The 17,387-nt window shown below is 43.4% G+C and carries 20 protein-coding genes; 5 read left to right on the forward strand and 15 right to left on the reverse strand.

Going from position 1 to position 17,387, the window contains the following annotated elements; genetic code table 11:
- Positions 1–379 precede the first annotated feature (379 nt).
- The 3 genes from EEX84_RS02250 to EEX84_RS02260 are packed head-to-tail and all read left to right on the forward strand — an operon-like array spanning position 380 to position 2,765.
- On the forward strand, positions 380–535 hold the full coding sequence (locus tag EEX84_RS02250) for a cytochrome c oxidase subunit 2A (protein ID WP_123163940.1): 156 nt from the start codon (positions 380–382) through the stop codon (positions 533–535).
- Positions 536–577: 42 nt separating this feature from the next.
- Positions 578–1,045: a cytochrome c oxidase subunit II gene (locus EEX84_RS02255; protein ID WP_123163941.1), complete on the forward strand. Its 468-nt coding sequence runs from the start codon at positions 578–580 to the stop codon at positions 1,043–1,045.
- 22 nt (positions 1,046–1,067) lie between these two features.
- Positions 1,068–2,765 (forward strand): cbb3-type cytochrome c oxidase subunit I, encoded by a 1,698-nt coding sequence (locus EEX84_RS02260; protein ID WP_123163942.1) that lies wholly within the window; start codon positions 1,068–1,070, stop codon positions 2,763–2,765.
- Positions 2,766–2,909: 144 nt separating this feature from the next.
- Here the strand turns inward: EEX84_RS02260 and EEX84_RS02265 are convergent, their stop codons facing one another.
- Both EEX84_RS02265 and EEX84_RS02270 read right to left on the reverse strand, forming a co-directional pair.
- Positions 2,910–3,626 (reverse strand): ferredoxin reductase domain-containing protein, encoded by a 717-nt coding sequence (locus EEX84_RS02265; protein ID WP_123163943.1) that lies wholly within the window; start codon positions 3,624–3,626, stop codon positions 2,910–2,912.
- Positions 3,627–4,014: 388 nt separating this feature from the next.
- Positions 4,015–4,467: a VOC family protein gene (locus tag EEX84_RS02270; protein ID WP_123163944.1), complete on the reverse strand. Its 453-nt coding sequence runs from the start codon at positions 4,465–4,467 to the stop codon at positions 4,015–4,017.
- Between the two features lie 316 nt (positions 4,468–4,783).
- On the opposite strand from EEX84_RS02270, the gene EEX84_RS16560 reads away from it, so the two are divergent.
- Both EEX84_RS16560 and EEX84_RS16565 read left to right on the forward strand, forming a co-directional pair.
- Positions 4,784–5,200 (forward strand): ester cyclase, encoded by a 417-nt coding sequence (locus EEX84_RS16560; protein WP_192892896.1) that lies wholly within the window; start codon positions 4,784–4,786, stop codon positions 5,198–5,200.
- 5 nt (positions 5,201–5,205) lie between these two features.
- Positions 5,206–5,529: a VOC family protein gene (locus EEX84_RS16565; protein WP_192892897.1), complete on the forward strand. Its 324-nt coding sequence runs from the start codon at positions 5,206–5,208 to the stop codon at positions 5,527–5,529.
- Positions 5,530–5,736: 207 nt separating this feature from the next.
- Here EEX84_RS16565 and EEX84_RS02280 read toward each other — a convergent pair whose 3' ends face one another.
- From EEX84_RS02280 to EEX84_RS02345, 13 genes are all read right to left on the reverse strand, one after another.
- Positions 5,737–5,958, reverse strand: coding sequence for a hypothetical protein (locus EEX84_RS02280; RefSeq protein WP_123163945.1), 222 nt, complete (start codon positions 5,956–5,958; stop codon positions 5,737–5,739).
- A gap of 144 nt (positions 5,959–6,102) precedes the next feature.
- A complete protein-coding gene (locus EEX84_RS02285; protein WP_123163946.1) occupies positions 6,103–6,516 on the reverse strand; it encodes a hypothetical protein in 414 nt (137 codons plus the stop codon).
- A 262-nt stretch (positions 6,517–6,778) separates the two neighbouring features.
- Positions 6,779–7,375, reverse strand: a complete 597-nt coding sequence (locus EEX84_RS02290; protein WP_420812544.1) for an NADPH-dependent FMN reductase — start codon at positions 7,373–7,375, stop codon at positions 6,779–6,781.
- 14 nt (positions 7,376–7,389) lie between these two features.
- Positions 7,390–8,373, reverse strand: coding sequence for a ring-cleaving dioxygenase (locus tag EEX84_RS02295; protein ID WP_123163948.1), 984 nt, complete (start codon positions 8,371–8,373; stop codon positions 7,390–7,392).
- A 66-nt stretch (positions 8,374–8,439) separates the two neighbouring features.
- Positions 8,440–8,874 (reverse strand): MarR family winged helix-turn-helix transcriptional regulator, encoded by a 435-nt coding sequence (locus EEX84_RS02300; RefSeq protein ID WP_123163949.1) that lies wholly within the window; start codon positions 8,872–8,874, stop codon positions 8,440–8,442.
- A gap of 186 nt (positions 8,875–9,060) precedes the next feature.
- Positions 9,061–10,254, reverse strand: a complete 1,194-nt coding sequence (gene chrA / locus EEX84_RS02305; RefSeq protein ID WP_123163950.1) for a chromate efflux transporter — start codon at positions 10,252–10,254, stop codon at positions 9,061–9,063.
- Between the two features lie 16 nt (positions 10,255–10,270).
- Positions 10,271–10,579, reverse strand: coding sequence for a PadR family transcriptional regulator (locus tag EEX84_RS02310; RefSeq protein WP_123163951.1), 309 nt, complete (start codon positions 10,577–10,579; stop codon positions 10,271–10,273).
- Positions 10,580–10,836: 257 nt separating this feature from the next.
- A complete protein-coding gene (locus tag EEX84_RS02315) occupies positions 10,837–11,526 on the reverse strand; it encodes a hypothetical protein (RefSeq protein ID WP_338048362.1) in 690 nt (229 codons plus the stop codon).
- Positions 11,527–12,301: 775 nt separating this feature from the next.
- Entirely contained in the window at positions 12,302–13,324 is a 1,023-nt protein-coding gene (locus tag EEX84_RS02325; protein WP_240033898.1) for an alpha/beta hydrolase, read from the reverse strand.
- 117 nt (positions 13,325–13,441) lie between these two features.
- Positions 13,442–14,680, reverse strand: a complete 1,239-nt coding sequence (locus EEX84_RS02330) for a sensor histidine kinase (protein WP_123163952.1) — start codon at positions 14,678–14,680, stop codon at positions 13,442–13,444.
- Positions 14,677–15,366, reverse strand: coding sequence for a response regulator transcription factor (locus EEX84_RS02335; protein ID WP_123163953.1), 690 nt, complete (start codon positions 15,364–15,366; stop codon positions 14,677–14,679). The genes EEX84_RS02330 and EEX84_RS02335 overlap by 4 nt, the downstream gene beginning before the upstream one ends.
- A 289-nt stretch (positions 15,367–15,655) precedes the next feature.
- Positions 15,656–15,862: a hypothetical protein gene (locus EEX84_RS02340; protein ID WP_123163954.1), complete on the reverse strand. Its 207-nt coding sequence runs from the start codon at positions 15,860–15,862 to the stop codon at positions 15,656–15,658.
- Between the two features lie 125 nt (positions 15,863–15,987).
- Positions 15,988–17,097: an RNA-guided endonuclease TnpB family protein gene (locus tag EEX84_RS02345; RefSeq protein WP_123163955.1), complete on the reverse strand. Its 1,110-nt coding sequence runs from the start codon at positions 17,095–17,097 to the stop codon at positions 15,988–15,990.
- Positions 17,098–17,387: the final 290 nt, after the last annotated feature.

Consider the following 17,387-nt stretch of genomic DNA (forward strand, 5'->3'; position numbering starts at 1 on the left):
TTCAAGTTACTTATTATAAATTCTGATTCACAAATTTGATTGGTCGTACAAAATCAGGTGTTTCCTGCTTGTCCCCTTCATTATAGACGGCATTTGCCAATGAATCCTTGACCTTCATCAAGTTTGATTAATCAAAGCGTATCACCTATACAAAAAATTCACAATAAACTGATTTTCCTTGACGTGCGTCAAGGAAATAAAGGACATGTTCTGATATGATGAGTGGCTAGAAAGAGATATTGTCAGGATGTACATCGATTCTTTAAACTGGACGGCCGATTGACTCCTGAAAAACTAGGAAAAGGAGGATAGGTTTTCATTTTGCAACAGCCTTGATAAGATTAAAATACTCAAAATATTCTGTGAAGGAGGGATTAAAATGAAGGATTCATCTTCTGAAGGTAAAAAAAAAGAAGAGCAACTTACTTCTCAGGAAGCATCTTTAAAGGGTACATTCGTTTCCGTTCTAATCATTGCGGCCTTCATGCTTATATCCTGGTTCAGCGTCTTCTTACTGTTTTTGGAACGAAACTAAACAATTTAATCATTTCAGGACACCGAAAGGAGAAGTTCAATTATGCATATCCATCGTTATGAGAAACTCTGGTTAATCATCGGCTCTCTTATATTGTTTATTTTTCTGGGCATCTTGGCAGTCCAAACCTTTTTCCTGGAAATGGGTCCACCGAGCCATGCTGAAACCATTGATCCAGAAGAGGTTCGGGAATCTGAAATCTTCGCAGACGCTGAGCTGCAGCAAATCGGAGACAATGAATACGAAATTGCCATGATTGCGGAAATGTTTGCTTTTCAACCGGGTGATCTGGAAATTCCAGCCGGAGCTACGGTCCATTTCACATTGGCTTCTCCTGATGTAACCCATGGCTTTAAGATCACGGACACCAATGTCAACGTCATGGTTGTTCCCGGTCATATATCAAAAGTGAGTCACACATTTAATGAACCCGGCGAATACTTAATTTTATGCAATGAATATTGCGGACTCGGCCATGAATATATGGCAAACACCATTACCGTCAATTAAAAAATAGAAAGAAGGGAAAAAAATGACGCATATAACAGAAGCTCCAATTCGACACAAAGGAACAGCTGTAAACGAAGATGCGGTGGCTGGAATTCCAAGACAGGATTACCGGTTATCCCTTGCTAACTTATCCATCGCATTTATCGCCTTATTGGTCGGCGGTATCGCCGGATTGCTGCAGGGCTTTGTCCGTAGCGGCTTTCTGGAACTTCCATCCTGGATCAGTTATTATGCTTTATTGACTGCACACGGTGTTCTGCTGGTCCTGGTATTAAGCTCATTTTTCAGTATCGGCTATTTGTATGCCGGAACTTCGCGTGTGCTTGGCGGACTCGCCAGTAAAACGATTGCATTCGGCTGGACAGGTTTCGGCCTGATGACAGTAGGTACGGTAATTGCGGCGTTTTTCATTCTTGCTGGCGATGCAAATGTACTTTATACATTCTATACGCCAATGCAGGCGCATCCGTGGTTTTATATCGGTCTTGCGTTGATTGTCGTCGGTATTTTACTGAATTGCATCGGAATGTTCATCACTTACCAGAGCTGGAGAAAGCGGAATCCGGGACAACTAACTCCCCTGTTCGCCTTTTTCTCCAATGCCGTGTTTGTCCTTTGGGTCTTTGCTTCCCTGTTCATCGCCGTTTTTGTCGTAGGCTTTGTAATTCCCTGGGCGTTTGGATGGGTTCCGACCATCGATCCGATGATGGGTCGGACCTTGTTTTGGGCATTCGGTCATACGCTTGTAAACATTTGGATGCTGACATCCATTTCCGCCTGGTATGTCTCAATGCCGAAAATTATCGGCGGGAAAGTTTTCAGTGACTCTCTGGCGCGTGTCGCAGTAGTCATTTTGGTAGTTGCCAACGTACCGGGAGGCTTTCATCACCAGATCCTGGATCCCGGCTTATCGGTCGAATTGAAATTTTTGCATGTAATCCAGACATTCATGATTATTTTTCCTTCCCTCATGACAGCCTTTGCCATGCTGGCAACCATGGAGCGTGCAGGCAGAGCGAAAGGTGTGACCAGTTTATTGGGCTGGTGGAAGGTACTCCCTTGGTCTGACGCCCGCTTCTTCGCTTTGATCGTCGCCATGTTTGCTTTTATCCCAGCTGGACTGGGTGGAATCATCAATGCCAGTAACCAGATCAACCAGGTCGTCCACAATTCGATCTGGGTCACAGGTCATTTGCATTTAACCGTCGGAACCACGGTAATGCTGACCTTTTTCGGGATTTCCTATTGGTTGATTCCGTACTTGACTGGCAGAAAGATGACCAGGACCCTCAACCGGTTGGGTATCATTCAGACAATTGTATGGGCAAGCGGCATGCTCATCATGTCAGGTGCCATGCATGCCAACGGATTGCTTGGAAGTCCCCGCCGTACTGCAGACACGACTTATAATGGCCATAGCGCAGCCTCTGAGTGGGCTACGTATGAGATGTTCATGGCCATGGGTGGAGTCATCTTATTTATCGGTATCGTTTTGCTGATCTATATTTGGGCGCAGCTTGCATTTTTCGCCCCTAAAGGCGACACCGATTTTCCGATCGGTGAAGATTACCGGCCAGCAGATGCTTCCCCATTGTTTATGGATCGCTGGGCGATCTGGGTGGCCCTGGGCACACTTTCCATTGCCATCGCCTACGTAATCCCATTATTGGACTTTGCTTCAGGGCATACACCGGGCTCTCCACCATTTTTAATGCCTTAGGTTTAAAAGAAACGGAGTAAAATTAAAAGGATGATTCCAGTCTTATGAAGAAAAGACTGGGATCATCCTTTTTCTTTTTTTGGTCCATTACCCGTCAGTTCATGCGCTTCCACTGTGAAGTGAGTAGAGGCTTAGCAGGAAGTGTTAAATTGAAATTTCAACCGATAAAAACTCGGACAGTGACTGCTCACGCTTGTCGAGCATGATCTGTTCCGGCTTGATGCCCTGTTCACGCAGTACTTGAATGTTCTGCACGAGAAATTCATCGCTGCCAACAACATAGAAAAGTCCGTTTTTGTCTGCAGTAAGATTCTTCAGTTCTTCGTAATAGTCTTTGCGGTTATCGACGAACTGGGCGGTGAACTTCCTGGCAGGTGCAGAATTAAAAATATTGGTAAATAAGAAATCTTTCGAGGAATCGATGTTCAGAGAATGGATTTGATTGACATTGTCAGCATGGTCGAAATAATCAAGTACAAGCGGTCTGAACGTGGCCAGGCCCACGCCGGATGACAGCAGATAAACATTTTTGTTGTCTCTTTTAAGCGGCACATTCGAATGAGTTTTAAATATTGCAACTTCATTACCGACTTCAAGGCTTCTTAAAACCGTTTTAAAATCCGAGCACTGCTCTTTGATTCGTGTTGTGATACCGATTGAATTTTCGCTCGGTAAAGTGGAGATTGACATGTGACGAATCAGGCCGCGGTTTGGTTTATCTCCGGCATTGAAACCTTCAAGTGCAAAGTGGGTGTGGGAACCCTCTTCCCATGTAAAGTCTTCCGGACAGTCGAGCAGATACGTTTTAACCTCAGGCGTTTCTTCAATAATCTTATTTATTTTCGTCCAGTATATTTGCATTATATATCTCCTTCTTCAATAGGTTTATCCATTACTATTCTACTGTACCACAAATGATAATGGTTCTCAATTAAATAATCTGTATGTACTATAAAAATTTCAAACCTTAACCCAGAATGGCTCTTCTATCAAATTAGTCTCCCAATTGACACTTACTTTACTCCGGAGATATTTTATATAACAATATTGTAAAGGTACACTTTTATAAACAGAAAAGGAGAAAAGATGAGTTTTGATCAGTGTCTTCTCTCCCACGTATTCAAACAGCTACTGATAAGCTGTCATGTGTTAGCTCATAGGAAAGACCTCCATTCGTTGGATGTACTTTCACACTGCTTTTCTGTTTCACTTTTTATTTCAGTAAAGGCTTTTATTAAACTCCACTTACTTACTTGTTATCAATTTGTTCCGCCAAACCGATTAGAATTCCTTCGGTTCCACGGATGTAGCAGAGCCGATACGAGTCCTCGTACTGAACCACTTCGCCAACGAGCTGAGCACCACATTTCGTGAGTCCGGATACCATTCCGTCAATGTCTTCAACGGTGAACATGACGCGTAGATAACCGAGAGCATTTACAGGAGCAGTCCGGTGATCTGATATAGTAGGCGGGGTGAGAAAACGCGATAGTTCAAGTCGGCTATGGCCATCTGGGGTAACCATCATAGCAATCTCTACACGCTGTGAACCCAATCCGGTTACGCGCCCCGCCCATTCGCCTTCGACAACGGTTCGTCCTTCGAGGTTCAAGCCAATTTCCTCGAAGAATGAGATTGCTTCATCAAGGGACTCTACAACGATGCCGATATTATCCATTCTTAGTAATTTGTTTTTCTCCATTGTTTCACCTCCTTGTGCATAAAAATTCTTATCTGAACTTTTTCGTAAACTATTCTATTTAAAAGTTACAAATTCCTTCCTTATAATAAACATCTTGTCACAGTTCAAGACAATAAAGAAAAGTCACGGTAGGGATACCAGTTGTAAAAGTACACTTTAATGAATAAAAAAGAAGAAGCTTAAGCGTAAGCTCATTCTCTTTCGATAAGCCGTCTTATGTAAAATGGATTTTTTATTTCCTTGATTTACCCGCAGCAAAGAATTTTATGAACAGAAATTATATATGCTACGATAAAAATAAAAAGGAGCGATTTCTATGAGCAACAAAGATTTATACTATAAATGGTTGGAAGCTTGGAATACTGATATTTCATTAATTAATGAAATAGCTCATAACGAGTGTATCGTGCATCAGGCAAGAACTGATGATAAAGATTCAAAAAGATATAGTGGCCCAGAAGCATTGAAAGAGGTTATTTCTTCAGGAACATATTTTTTTGACGATTATAAAATGTCATTAGTCGTTAATCCAATTGAAGAAGGAAGTTATGTTTCTGCCCGTTGGAATTTCACAGGAAAATACAACGGGAAAATGGTTGGCGTAAATGTTGATAAAGGTAAAGAAATCTCATTTAACGGAACCGATATTTTTTATATAGAGAAGGGAAAAGTTAAAGATTATTGGGTTTCTTCTGATGGGGTTGATTTTATGAAACAGTTAGATATGATTTAAATACTATGTATTGCTTTAACCAAATCAACTTGCGTTGGTGTCTATTTTTACAGCCTTGTCGTTTATCTGTAACCTCTTTTATGAATACTCATTTAAATCTACATGAAGCAGGCAAAGAATTCGAACCGAAAGCAAAAACTCCTATGCCTGGTGCTGCTGATTTATGTTTTATCACTAATGTTCCTATGTTAGACGTAATAAGCCATTTAGAGAGTTGCGGAGTACTTATTGAAGATGGCCCGATAAAAAGAACTGGAGCGACAGGGCCGATCACCTCTGTTTATGCCAGAGATCCAGATGGCAACCTGGTAGAAGTTTCTAATTATTAATTTATTGCTCGATCCATTCTTGCTTCGATCCAAAAATCTGTGGAACGGACTAAAGTCCACTGGTACAGACAAAGAATTTGAAAACGTGTGATTGATCGGTCTCTTCTCTCCTTTTGTATTTCCGACAACTCCTGATATATGTACTAAAATCAGAACTGGAGAGCTCAGTGGTATTGGTTTTATACTTGCCAATAAAAACACGTGAGTTTACGGTACTTGTTTCTCCCTCTCTATGTTTTTATGTTTTTTATTATTATTTTTGTACAAAACATAAATAATATTTACAAGAATTAGTAGTACAAGAGCAGTTAAATTCCCTAATACAACATATACACTGGGGTTTACAAGTAAACCGCCAATAGTTCCGCCGATACAAGCCAATAAAGCGTATCCGCTAAGTTTCCATTTTGAAGATAAGATTTTCTTCATAATTTGTAACCCCTTCCTTAAAATTTCTTAGTGCATTTTGTTTAAGTCGTCCTTTATTAAATAAGATATTTTAATAATTGATATTTTATTATCTAACTGCTTGTGATCGAGATATATAATCATCTATTCTTGAACAATGAAACTCTATTTCTCAAGTATGCTTTTCAAATCGTTCGTTTGTTCCTTTGGTAAGGCAAAAAAATCTTGACCTCTTTCTACCAAAACCGCACTTTCTTCATTTGATAGAAAGGCACTGCCATCATCTTGATACCATACATACCGCCAAATTTCAGAAACACTTTCTTCAGGTCTGTTCAGTGTAAAGACAACGTCTGGTTCTCTTGTTAAATCTTTCGGCTTTTCTACTTTCTTTTCTGTTTCGATGACTCTTCGTAAAGCTGTTATAGCTTCAGAATCTGTAATATCAGTATGGAACTCTGCGCCAGTGGTCCCCTCGTCATTAAAAGGGGTGCCGACGCGAATTACTTCATCTGAAGCACACCCCGCCATCGCTATTGAGATAATGAAGGTTGTAATTAATAAAATAGGCTTTCTCAAATGAGTCCCCTTCCTTCCTGTGGTTTTAAACTTAATCTGTCTAAAGAAAGAATTTTCTGACTAAAATAAGTTTAACATAATTTCCCTTACCTTGATTTCCTAAGAAAAAAATTGAGGTTCTTTATAACTGTTCGCAAAAGTAAATCTTTACGAACACCTTATATACAGCTGTAAAAACAAAAAGAACGTCCGTAAAAGTGCCGAAGCACTTTACGAACGTTCTTTTTTCCCTGTACTTTCCGAACAATTTCCGACCTTCTTCTTAGTTGCGGATGGTTTTCATCGCTTGTGACCAAGGAATGACCTGGTCCAGCATTTGGTTCACCGAATCCGCCTGGACAGGAGCCGCTTTCAGTTCCGCTCCGTTTTCAAAGTCTGTGAACAATGACAATGCCGGATGCACGCGAACATCGGCAATCGACAATTCGCCTAAAATGCCACGCAAATGCTCTGCGGCACGCGCGCCGCCGACCGAACCGTAGGATACGATGCCGGCCGCTTTGTTGTTCCATTCCTCGCGCAGGTAATCCAACGCATTCTTAAGTGATCCGGTAATTGAGTGATTGTATTCCTGTGCAACGAAGACAAATCCATCCTGTTTCGCTACTGCTTCGGACCATGCTGCTGCGCCTGTTGCATCTCCACCATTCTCTCCCAATAGCGGCAATTTGTAATCAGCGATATCAATGATGGTATAATTCGCATCTCCGCGCTTGTCTGCCAATTCTTTTACCCAGTTCCCCACCTGCGGGCTTAAGCGTCCTTCACGAGTTGATCCTAGAATAATTCCAATGTTCAATTTTGTCATTGTCGATTCCTCCTGCTGTTTTGATCCAAATAGTTTTGTCAGTATACTCATTGTGTTTGATCTCCTTACAAATATTCTTTTTCGATTGTGCGTGTACTGCGCACCGTATCGATCGGCCGCACCATTTTTTCAATCTGCTCACGCTTTGGTTCCAAAAACGGCGGCAGGGATAATTTTTCGCCAACGGTTTCGTAAGGCTCATCACCCATGAAGCCGGGTCCGTCTGTGGCCCATTCGAACAAGATTCCCTGTGCGACCCGTGCGTAAAGCGATTCAAAGAAGAAACGGTCGACATAGCCCGATGTGCTGAAGCCGAATTGCGTCATCCGGTCAGTCCACTCGTCCAATACGCTTCTGTCCGCTACACGGAAAGCAGCGTGGTGAACCGTTCCGAATCCTTGGCGTCCCTGCGGAAGCAATTTATTGTGCTCCACAATCACTTGCGCCCCGTTTCCGCCTTCTCCCACTTCAAACAGATGAAAAGAACCGTCTTTTGCGATTTCGCGCATGAGCATCGCCTTTTCCAACACTTCCTTGAAATAGTCGAACTCGGCAATCCGGATATGGATGGGACCCAAGCCCGTGATGGCAAATTCCAATGGCACCGGGCCGTTCTGCCAAGGCGTGCCGGAAGCTACCCCTTCATTGAATTCATCGGAAACCAGCATGTACTGCTGATCGTCAAAGTCGACGAACGACAGGGTTTTCTTGCCGAACACTTCCTGGATCCCTTTGTGTTTCACTTCGTATTTATCAAAGCGCTTGATCCAGTAGTCCAGTGCGGCATCTGTCGGCACACGGAAAGCCGTTTTGTAGATTTCATTCGTGCCGTGCGTCCCTTTCGGAATGCCGGGAAAATCGAAAAACGTCATATCGGTACCGGCTGATCCTTTGTCATCTGCGAAGAATAAATGATACGTCTGGATATCATCCTGGTTCACCGTTTTCTTCACTAGCCGCATGCCCAGCACATACGTGAAAAATTCATAGTTTTTCTCAGCACTGCTCGTAATGGCAGTGACGTGGTGGATTCCTTTTATTTCATTCATAGTTCCCGCTCCTTTAATTACCATATTTTGTTCTATCTTGATTTCAAGATAATGGAGTAAAAAAATTTACACTTCCTGTGCCTGATAGCCGATTTTTTTCAGGCTATCAATCATAGCTTTTGTTTCGGCTTCGTTTAACCCTCCGAATACACGGTTGATGGTTTCTTCGTGTTCCGGGAAAATACGCGCCATTAACGTTCTGCCTTCATCCGTTAATTCAGCGTAAGTCACGCGCCGGTCTTCCGGACAATCCACACGAACGACGAGCTTCTTCTTCTCAAGTTTATCAATGACATACGTGATGCTGCTGCTGTTGATCAGAACTTTTTTTCCGATTATTTGAATCGGCTGTCTTCCCTGGTGGTAAAGCAGTTCCAATGCCGAAAATTCCGTCGGGTTCAGCCCATGTGCAGCGGCGTCTTTTTTGATGACGGCGTGTATGGCATCAGCCGCTTTCACGAGAACCATTACAGCTTTCAGGTTTTGATTCGACAATTCCAAGACAATCACCTCTTTATCTCGAATTGATTTATATTTAATTCGAGATAATAATATCATGTAAATAATATGGCGTCAACTCCCTGCTTTTCATCAGCTCAAAAGTCGCCCCAAGTTATTTGCTTTTCACAAGAAAAAAAATGAAAAAACTGCCGCCAAGACGTTTCCGGCAGCAGTTTCTCTGATGTTTCACAATAAAGTCAGCAGCGAGCCTCCGACAGCACCCGTAATGACGATCACCCATGGCGGCAATTTCCAGTAAACCAGCATGCTGAACAGGATGGCAGCCAATGCAAAATCCATCGGCGCCTGAATCGAACTGGTCCAGATCGGTGTATAAAACGCTGAAATGAGAATCCCCAAAACCGCCGCATTCACACCCATCACGGCTCCTTTGATTTTTTGGTTCGTCCGCAAACTGTCCCAAAAAGGCAAAGCGCCGAGAATCAGCAAAAACGCAGGCAAGAAAATGGCGAATGTCGCAAACAGTCCTCCCTGCCAGCCGTTCATGACAGCTCCCAAATAAGCCGCAAACGTAAACAGCGGTCCGGGAACGGCTTGCGTGGCGCCGTATCCCGCGAGAAACGCTTCTTCAGTCAGCCAGCCGGTCGGCACAAATTCCTGCTCCAGTAATGGGAGCACCACATGGCCCCCACCGAATACCAGTGAGCCGGCGCGGTAAAAGCTGTCGAACATGGCCACCCAATATGAACCTGTGGCTTCCCGGAGAAACGGCAGCAAAAACAACAGACCGAAAAACAATGCCAGACAAATGCCCGCAAAACGCTTGGTGACCGGAAACAACAAACGGCCTTCAGTTGTTTCTGCGCTGTTCCTGTATAAGAGGTAACCAATTCCAGCTGCCACCAGAATAACTCCAACTTGCGTAAATGTAGATTGCCAATACAGTGTGCCCACCAAAGCAAGCAAGGTGATGGCTTTCCGATTCAAGTCCGGCGCCAGGTTTTTCGCCATTCCCATAATGGCGTGTGCCACGACTGCCACTGCGACAATTTTCAAACCGCGGATCCAGCCGGCATCTCCCACGTCAAAATTCTCAAGCAATAGCGCAAACAAAATCAGCGCAATGACAGATGGAAGCGTAAAGCCGATAAAGGAGACGATGCCTCCTAACACACCGGCCCGCATGGTGCCAATTCCGATGCCCACCTGGCTGCTTGCCGGACCGGGCAGAAATTGAGCGAGCGCCACCAGGTCAGCATAACTTTTTTCATCCATCCATTTTCTTCTCCGGATATATTCTTCGTGGAAATATCCCAGATGGGCAATCGGTCCGCCGAAAGAAGTCAGCCCCAGTCGAGTCGAGACCAGCAGGATTTCCAGCAGAGATTTAAAGCTTGTGTTTTGTTTTTGTTGAGTCATCGTTGTCTCCTTTTTATCAGTCTTTGATTTCTTTGAACAGTTCATATGCCTTCTTTTGTGCTTCGAGAAGAACATATTCCCCTTTTTCGGTAATGCTGTAGTATTTTCTGATCTTTCCTTCCACATTCCGCTCTTCCCTGATCAGCAACCCGTCAGATTCCATCGAATGCAGAATCGGATAAAGGGTTCCCGGGCCGATCGTGTAGCCATGTCTTTTCAATTCCTCGATCATCCAAGAACCAAAGATCGGCTGTTCTTTTGCATGGTGCAACACATGAATATGGATAAATCCCAAAAACAGTTTGCGGAGCACTTTATCCTCCATTTCCTCCCTCCCAACTTATTGAAATCCATCACTATTGGTTATTGATATTGTGTTCCGATAACAGGAAGATACCACATCATCGTTCCTGGGAGTAAAGGATTCTGCAAAATTTACAAAAGTTTAATAATCAAAACTTGCAGGATCTTTTTGTATGCAATTAAAAAAGAGAAGATGGCTATATAAGCCTCTCCTCTTCCATGTTCGTTCTATATTAATACCTTGTATTCCGTATGGGGTCATTTTAAAGTGACAGAAACTTAATTCACCTGTTTTTCCTTGGCTAACTCCTGCGCCACTCCAATGATCCAATCTTCCTGACCACCGACAGCACCCATCTCTGAAATTTTGGTCAGTATATCTCTAGCGTCTACACCATACTCTTTCCCGGCTCTTTCTGCAAAGAGCAGGAAACTGGAGTAAACGCCTGTATAGCCCAATGTCAGGGATAAACGATCGATTTGAATGGGCCGTTCCATCATCGGCTTCATCACATTTTCAGCTGCATCCATTGCTTTATACAGATCAAGGTTATGCGGAATATCCATCCTGTTCATCACGGCGATAAGTTGCTCAGTGGCCGTGTTGCCTGCACCAGCGCCCATACCGGCCAGGCTGGCATCAATTCGATCGGCGCCTTCTTCAATTGCCACAATGGAATTCGCCACACCCAGTGAAAGATTGTTGTGGCCATGGAAACCAATGATTGTTTGTGCACTCAGCTTCTCTTTGAATAAAGAAATTCTGTGCCTTGTATCGTCCATCGTCAATGCGCCTGCAGAATCCACCACATAGATGGTACCTGCGCCATAAGATTCCATCTGGCAAAAATGCAGGCCATATTTCGTGAATGATGGCAAAATAAGTAATCCACGCTGCTGGCACACTGTAATTCGCAACCGTCCGTATAATATCTCCAAAAGTATGGAAATCCAATTCCTGGCCACCATAAGCTTTGGGACGGAGTAACTTATGGAATTCGGATTCTTTCATCTTTTCAATCACAACATCAGGCAATTGGGCATCAAGATCTGCTTGAAGCGCATGTTCTTCGGCAAGTTCCCCGAGCTCTTTGGCTTTTTTCAAAAGCTCTTCTCTGTTCTGCGTTTTTTGAAGTACATTTAAACTTTTCATTGTTTAAAATCTCCCTTCATTTTGAAAGCGCTATCAAAATGTTTTCGAATATTTTGATAGGTTATGAAATGAGTATAGTTGCAGCTGGAATACTTAGATACCTACTAATTGTATGAAAATTCAATCTTTTTTAAACGATTTCTACTAATTGAATTGACTGAGCGCATCCATACATAGAATCGAATAATAAAAAGAAATGTAAGCATGCAAATAGACCAATCCTAATGATTGGTCCCTGTTGAATTCGCTACCCCTGAGTCATCGTGATTCAGGAAAAGCAATTGTTTTCATGCAGTAAGTTAAAAGCTGGCGAATCTATTCTTTCCAGTCATGGCGTTTCCACCAGAAGGAAATTAAAATTTAAAAACCCGCAACGCTTCCGGTAACGAAAATCAAAAATATTCTGCAGTACTATACAGAAGACCCTCTTGCGTGAATAGCCACTTGGTTCTTCTTTATGATGCCGACAACCAATGATATGTAAACTAAAGAGTAATTATAGCTACATAACTTCTATGGTTTATTATATTACAGAAGCCAACAACTGCTAATCAAGAAAAGACGGGCAGCAAAATTGCCACCCGCATGAGTTTATTTTAATATACGATCAAGAAAGTCAAATACCTCTTCAAGGTTTTCCACTGAGTTAAACGGTTCCCCGCCGTGGACAGCGCCTTCAAAAAGCGTAAGTTCCACTTTTTCTTCCCCTAAAACATCTTTTAATTTTTCGGCGAAATCAACCGATTGCTGCACCGGCACGTTTGGATCAGCCGTTCCATGCTGGATCAAAAAGGCTGGATCATTTTCGGTAATGTACGTCTCTGGATTCGCTTTTTTCACTTCCTCCACTTTCTCAGTAATGTTCCGGCCCAAATACTTGCTTTCCGGAGAGTCATCTGTGCTTCGCTCACCCAATTTCGGGGTAATTCCCGATTCGGCAAACTGTGCATCAATTTCCAGGAAGTCGATCTGACCGTACCAATCCACAACCGCTTGCACTTCAGAAGAGTGATGGATGTTTTCGGTATATTCACCGTTCAACGAATCATCATCTCCACTTGTTCCAGCCAATGCCGCTAAATGACCGCCTGCACTACCTCCCCAAACCGCTATTTTTTCAGCATCCAAGTTGTATTCTTCCGCATTTGCTTTCACATGGCGGATCGCCGCTTTTACATCACTGATCGCTGCAGGAAAAAGCGCTTCGTTCGACAGCCGGTAATTGACCGACACGACCGCATATCCACGATTGACTCCTTCGATCATAGGCGCGATATCGGCCCCTGTTTTATCTCCCTGCATAAACCCGCCACCATGGATCGCGACAATAACCGGGAAGGGCCCTTCTCCTTCATTCGGCAAATAAATATCGAGCTTTTGCGTTTCCCATGGACCGCCGTACTTTACATCCAAATGCTTATTGGCGATGAATGAGGTATCAATTGCCTCTGACTCAGCAGACTGCTGCTTCGTTTCTGCTGCCTGGGCTGTTTCAGTCGTTTCTATTGTATCGCCAGCTTCTGATGTTGCTTCTTCGATATCATCTGCTGAACAGCCTGCCAATAAGATGGACGCGAGAGACATAGACAAAATGGTTGATGTTGATTTTTTCATTTTGAATCACTCCTATTTTTTTTGTTTGTTCTTTACTATGAACTGATCATAGCAAAACAATGTGGCACAAAAATGGCAGAAAAACGATGCAAAACGCACGTTTTTCTGCCGGAAAGTTTATGCTCTTTTAAGAGTGATCGTAAATGTGGTTCCTGAATCTGTTTGGCTTTCAACACTGATATTCTCCCCAAGCTGTTCCATGATTTCAAACGCAATGGAAAGCCCAAGGCCGCTGCCGACACTTGTATGCGAAAGATCCTCTTTGTTGAAACGGCCGAAAATTTTCGGAAGAATCTCTTTGGAAATTCCAGGGCCATCATCGGATACTATAATTCCCGCTTTTCTCCCCGTCACTTTGGCATCAATCGTCACATTGCCTTGTACCGGCGTAAATTTAAACGCATTGTCCAATAAAATCGTCAGGACTTGGATGATCCGGTCTTTGTTTGAATAGGTGGCCGGAAGATTTTTCGCCTGGTCGGTAATATGAAATTGGAGATCCATCTCATCCGCCAAAATGGCAAAAGGCTCTGTCACTTCTTTGATGACTTCGTTTGTATCAACCTTCGTTTTTGTAAAAGCTGTTTTTTTATGCTGCAGCCTGGATAACTCCAGCAAATCAGCAATCAGCTTTTCAAGCCGGGCACTTTCCCTCAAAATGATGCTGTAGTATTGATCGATTTTCTGCGGATCCGTCACCACATGGTCAGACAAGGTTTCCGTCAAAGCTTTGATGGACGCAAGCGGTGATTTCAGCTCATGGCTGATATTGGCAACATAGTCTTTGCGCATTTGCTCAAGCTGGTTTTTTTCCTTGATGAATGTCCACAGAAAAACCAAGATGATGAGAGTTCCGACCGCCAATGTCACAAAGAAAACCAGATAAAAACCATTCAGTGCCGCCTGATAGGCACGGGCCTCTTTCAGCAGATAAATGCCGCCAGTCACTTTATTGTCTTGGATAAGCGGCTGGCCGATGATGATAGCTTGGGACGAATAACCCGGCACTTCCCTGATTTCCGCATCGGTTTTGCCGCTGATGATTTTTGGCAAATGCGAAGTTAGTTTTTCGTTTACTTTTGCGTCATCAGAAGACGACCGGGCAAGATCATCGGAATAGACATCGATTTCCTGCCCATGAACATCATAGGCTTTTATTAGAAAATCATTGGTTCTACTTATTTTTTCACCGTCCGCCACCTCTTCTCCGATCAGCGAGAGAGACGGTTGAAGTTCTTCAATTTTGGATTCGATAAAGTAATGTTTAATTGCAAAAGCCCCCAGCAACTGGCCGGATATAAAGATGGCCAAGATGACAAACGCAATCCACAGTTTGCTTGAAAATAACCGCTTCATACATTTACCTCAAATTTGTAGCCTACTCCGTATATGGACTTTATGGAAAAGTCAGGGGCGGATTTACTAATTTTTTGACGGATTCGTTTAATTATCGTATCGACGGTGCGGGTGTCACCGGTATAATCATATCCCCAAACTTTATACAGCAACTCTTCACGATTGACGACTTTTCCGGCATTTCTGATCAGAAACACCAAAAGCTCCAACTCTTTTGCGGTCAACTCGATTTCCTGACCATCGATGCGTGCCTCATATCCGTCCACATCAATGGAAAGGTTGCCGGCTTTCAAGTAATTGGAGATTTCTTTTTTCGGCTGTACCCTTTTCAAAATGGTTTTGATTCTTACCACGACCTCTCGGGGAGAAAAAGGCTTGGTGATGTAATCATCGGCCCCAATTTCCAGCCCGACAATCCGGTCCACTTCTTCACTTCTTGCACTGAGCATAAGAATCGGAATATCACTGGTTTTACGTATTTCCCTGCAGACTTCGGTGCCGAAAATTCCAGGCATCATGATATCAAGTACCACTAAGTCGAAGTGGTTTTCTTTTAGGAGCTGGAGTGCTAGCTCTCCATCGTAAGCAGATACACTATTCATGCCTTCAGATTGGAGATAAGCATCAATACTTTCGTGGACGGCAATATTATCATCACATATTAAAATGGTTACGTTATGGTCCATTTTGACATATCCCTTCAATTTCTAAAATTCAATTTCTTAGTTTAATGTACAAAAAGCCTTTTCGAATTCTATATTTTCATACATTGAATAATAAAGCAATTTGTATAGATTTTTCGACGCGTTTTCAGTGCATACGCAGGAAATTATTAAGATCGACTTTTATACGGTAAATTAAATTGCAAAAAAAAGATTTAACTAAACAACAGCCGCTACCCCTGAGTCATCGTAATTCAGGAAAAGCGGCTGTTTTCATACACTAAATTAAAATCCGTGAGATCTACTTTTCCAGTCATGGCGTTTCCACCAGAAGAAAATCACCTGGCTCATATAATTTCGCCGGATCTCCGCTGTCTTCCCAGACTGAAGTCTCTGTCCACTTCAAGCTTTCCGGTGGATTGTGAACGGCGTTCGGGCCGGACGTAATATTCACGCTGTGACCGGAACGGAGGATAAACTCATCAGGAAATTCGTAGACTTCGTCGCCATTGACGCTCACAAGTGTGAACTACCCACCACTTAAATCTTTCAGATTTTGAAGTGGGGGCTTCTCGACTTATCGCCACTTTTACCAGCTGACGAAAACGGACCGAGCTATCCCTCGTGTTCCACGAGTTCTTGTTTTCAGGATAACCCCAACAGCAAGCGGCCTTCGTTCTTGATGTTGATGGCGGCGTTCCAGTCCCTGTCGGAAACAAATCCACACACGCAAGAGAAGGTGCGTTCCGACAATGGCATGTCTCTTCTTTGACCACAACTCGAACAGGTCTTTGTCGAAGGGAACCATTTGTTGATTTTGACCAGTTTCTTCCCTTGTTCGCCTAATTTGTAGTGGAGGAAAGCCGAGAACATTCCCCATCCATTATCGGCCACGCTTTTTCCGTAGTTGAGTGCTTGCGACATGCCTTTCATGTCAAGGTCTTCGATCACGACTGCGTCATACTTTTGGGCCAACTGAAACGACTTCTTATGCAGAAAATCCTTCCGTTGGTTGGCGGTTTTCTCATGCAGTTTGGCGACTTTGATCCGCTGCTTTTCATAACGGGCAGAACCTTTCGTTTTGCGTGAAAGAACGTTCTGCTCCTTTGCCAGCTTCTGCTGTGTCTGCCGGTAGAAACGGGGGTAATTGGCTTTCTCACCCTGTTCGCTTTCGACATACAGACCATTCATCGCAAAGTCGAGCCCGACCATTTCCTTGATTTCTTTTGGTACGGGTTCGCAGTTATATTCAGTCAGGATGGAAATGTGATACTTTCCGGTGGCGGAGCGGGAAACGGTACACGACTTGATGGTGTGGTGCGAAGGAACTTCCCGATGCTGATTCAGCTTGACAAGTCCAAGTTTCGGCAATTTGATGTGGCGGTCCGAAAGCTGAATGTTTCCATTGACCCGATTTGTGGTGAAGGTCTGCTTCGCTTTTCGGCTTTTGAACTTCGGGAATTTCGCACGGCCCGCAAAGAAGTTCGTATACGCTTTTTGGAGGTTCAGTTGAGCGTTGGCGAGTGCCAGGCTGTCTACTTCTTTGAGCCATTCAAACTCCGTTTTGTATTTGGCGGGGGTCGGGAATTTCTGCTGTTTCAGCAACTCCTTGTTGTCCTTGAACTTCTCGTAGGTCTCCTTTCGTTCAGCAAGCATTTTGTTGTACACGAAACGGACGCACCCGAATGTTTTCAGCAGAAGCTGTTCCTGCTCGTTTGTCGGGTACAGACGGAATTTGTACGCTCTGTTCGCCATATCAAATCACCTCACTTTCTTTATTTAATTATATCCGGAAAGAGAACGAAAAACCATGTTGGCTACCACCAACCGAAATTCATCTCCCCCTTATCGCTGGGCTTCGCCCGTTACACGCTTGAAGAGGGAGACTTCTTTCGGAAAATGTTAAATTGGTCTCTTTATGTACATTTTCTTCTGAAACAACGATAGCTAGTCGGTAACCTTGCTGTTCGTATTCTTTAGCCGGAGATCAATGCGTTACAAAAATTTACAGTCCAGCCAAACAGAAGAACTGCTTTAAGATCTAA

This window comes from Planococcus salinus, from assembly GCF_003719725.1.
Taxonomy (GTDB): domain Bacteria; phylum Bacillota; class Bacilli; order Bacillales_A; family Planococcaceae; genus Planococcus; species Planococcus salinus.

Bases quoted from the DNA above. Each gene is read 5' to 3' on its own strand.
- EEX84_RS02315 (WP_338048362.1), bottom strand. From the start codon at position 11,526: ATGGTGGCCAGGAATTGGATTTCCATACTTTTGGAGATATTATACGGA.
- EEX84_RS02325 (WP_240033898.1), bottom strand. From the start codon at position 13,324: ATGAAAAAATCAACATCAACCATTTTGTCTATGTCTCTCGCGTCCATC.
- EEX84_RS02290 (WP_420812544.1), bottom strand. From the start codon at position 7,375: ATGAGTATACTGACAAAACTATTTGGATCAAAACAGCAGGAGGAATCG.
- EEX84_RS02310 (WP_123163951.1), bottom strand. From the start codon at position 10,579: ATGGAGGATAAAGTGCTCCGCAAACTGTTTTTGGGATTTATCCATATT.
- EEX84_RS02270 (WP_123163944.1), bottom strand. From the start codon at position 4,467: ATGGAGAAAAACAAATTACTAAGAATGGATAATATCGGCATCGTTGTA.
- EEX84_RS02260 (WP_123163942.1), top strand. From the start codon at position 1,068: ATGACGCATATAACAGAAGCTCCAATTCGACACAAAGGAACAGCTGTA.
- EEX84_RS16565 (WP_192892897.1), top strand. From the start codon at position 5,206: ATGTATTGCTTTAACCAAATCAACTTGCGTTGGTGTCTATTTTTACAG.
- EEX84_RS02280 (WP_123163945.1), bottom strand. From the start codon at position 5,958: ATGAAGAAAATCTTATCTTCAAAATGGAAACTTAGCGGATACGCTTTA.
- EEX84_RS02250 (WP_123163940.1), top strand. From the start codon at position 380: ATGAAGGATTCATCTTCTGAAGGTAAAAAAAAAGAAGAGCAACTTACT.
- EEX84_RS02265 (WP_123163943.1), bottom strand. From the start codon at position 3,626: ATGCAAATATACTGGACGAAAATAAATAAGATTATTGAAGAAACGCCT.
- EEX84_RS02330 (WP_123163952.1), bottom strand. From the start codon at position 14,680: ATGAAGCGGTTATTTTCAAGCAAACTGTGGATTGCGTTTGTCATCTTG.
- EEX84_RS16560 (WP_192892896.1), top strand. From the start codon at position 4,784: ATGAGCAACAAAGATTTATACTATAAATGGTTGGAAGCTTGGAATACT.
- EEX84_RS02345 (WP_123163955.1), bottom strand. From the start codon at position 17,097: ATGGCGAACAGAGCGTACAAATTCCGTCTGTACCCGACAAACGAGCAG.
- EEX84_RS02335 (WP_123163953.1), bottom strand. From the start codon at position 15,366: ATGGACCATAACGTAACCATTTTAATATGTGATGATAATATTGCCGTC.
- EEX84_RS02255 (WP_123163941.1), top strand. From the start codon at position 578: ATGCATATCCATCGTTATGAGAAACTCTGGTTAATCATCGGCTCTCTT.
- chrA (WP_123163950.1), bottom strand. From the start codon at position 10,254: ATGACTCAACAAAAACAAAACACAAGCTTTAAATCTCTGCTGGAAATC.
- EEX84_RS02295 (WP_123163948.1), bottom strand. From the start codon at position 8,373: ATGAATGAAATAAAAGGAATCCACCACGTCACTGCCATTACGAGCAGT.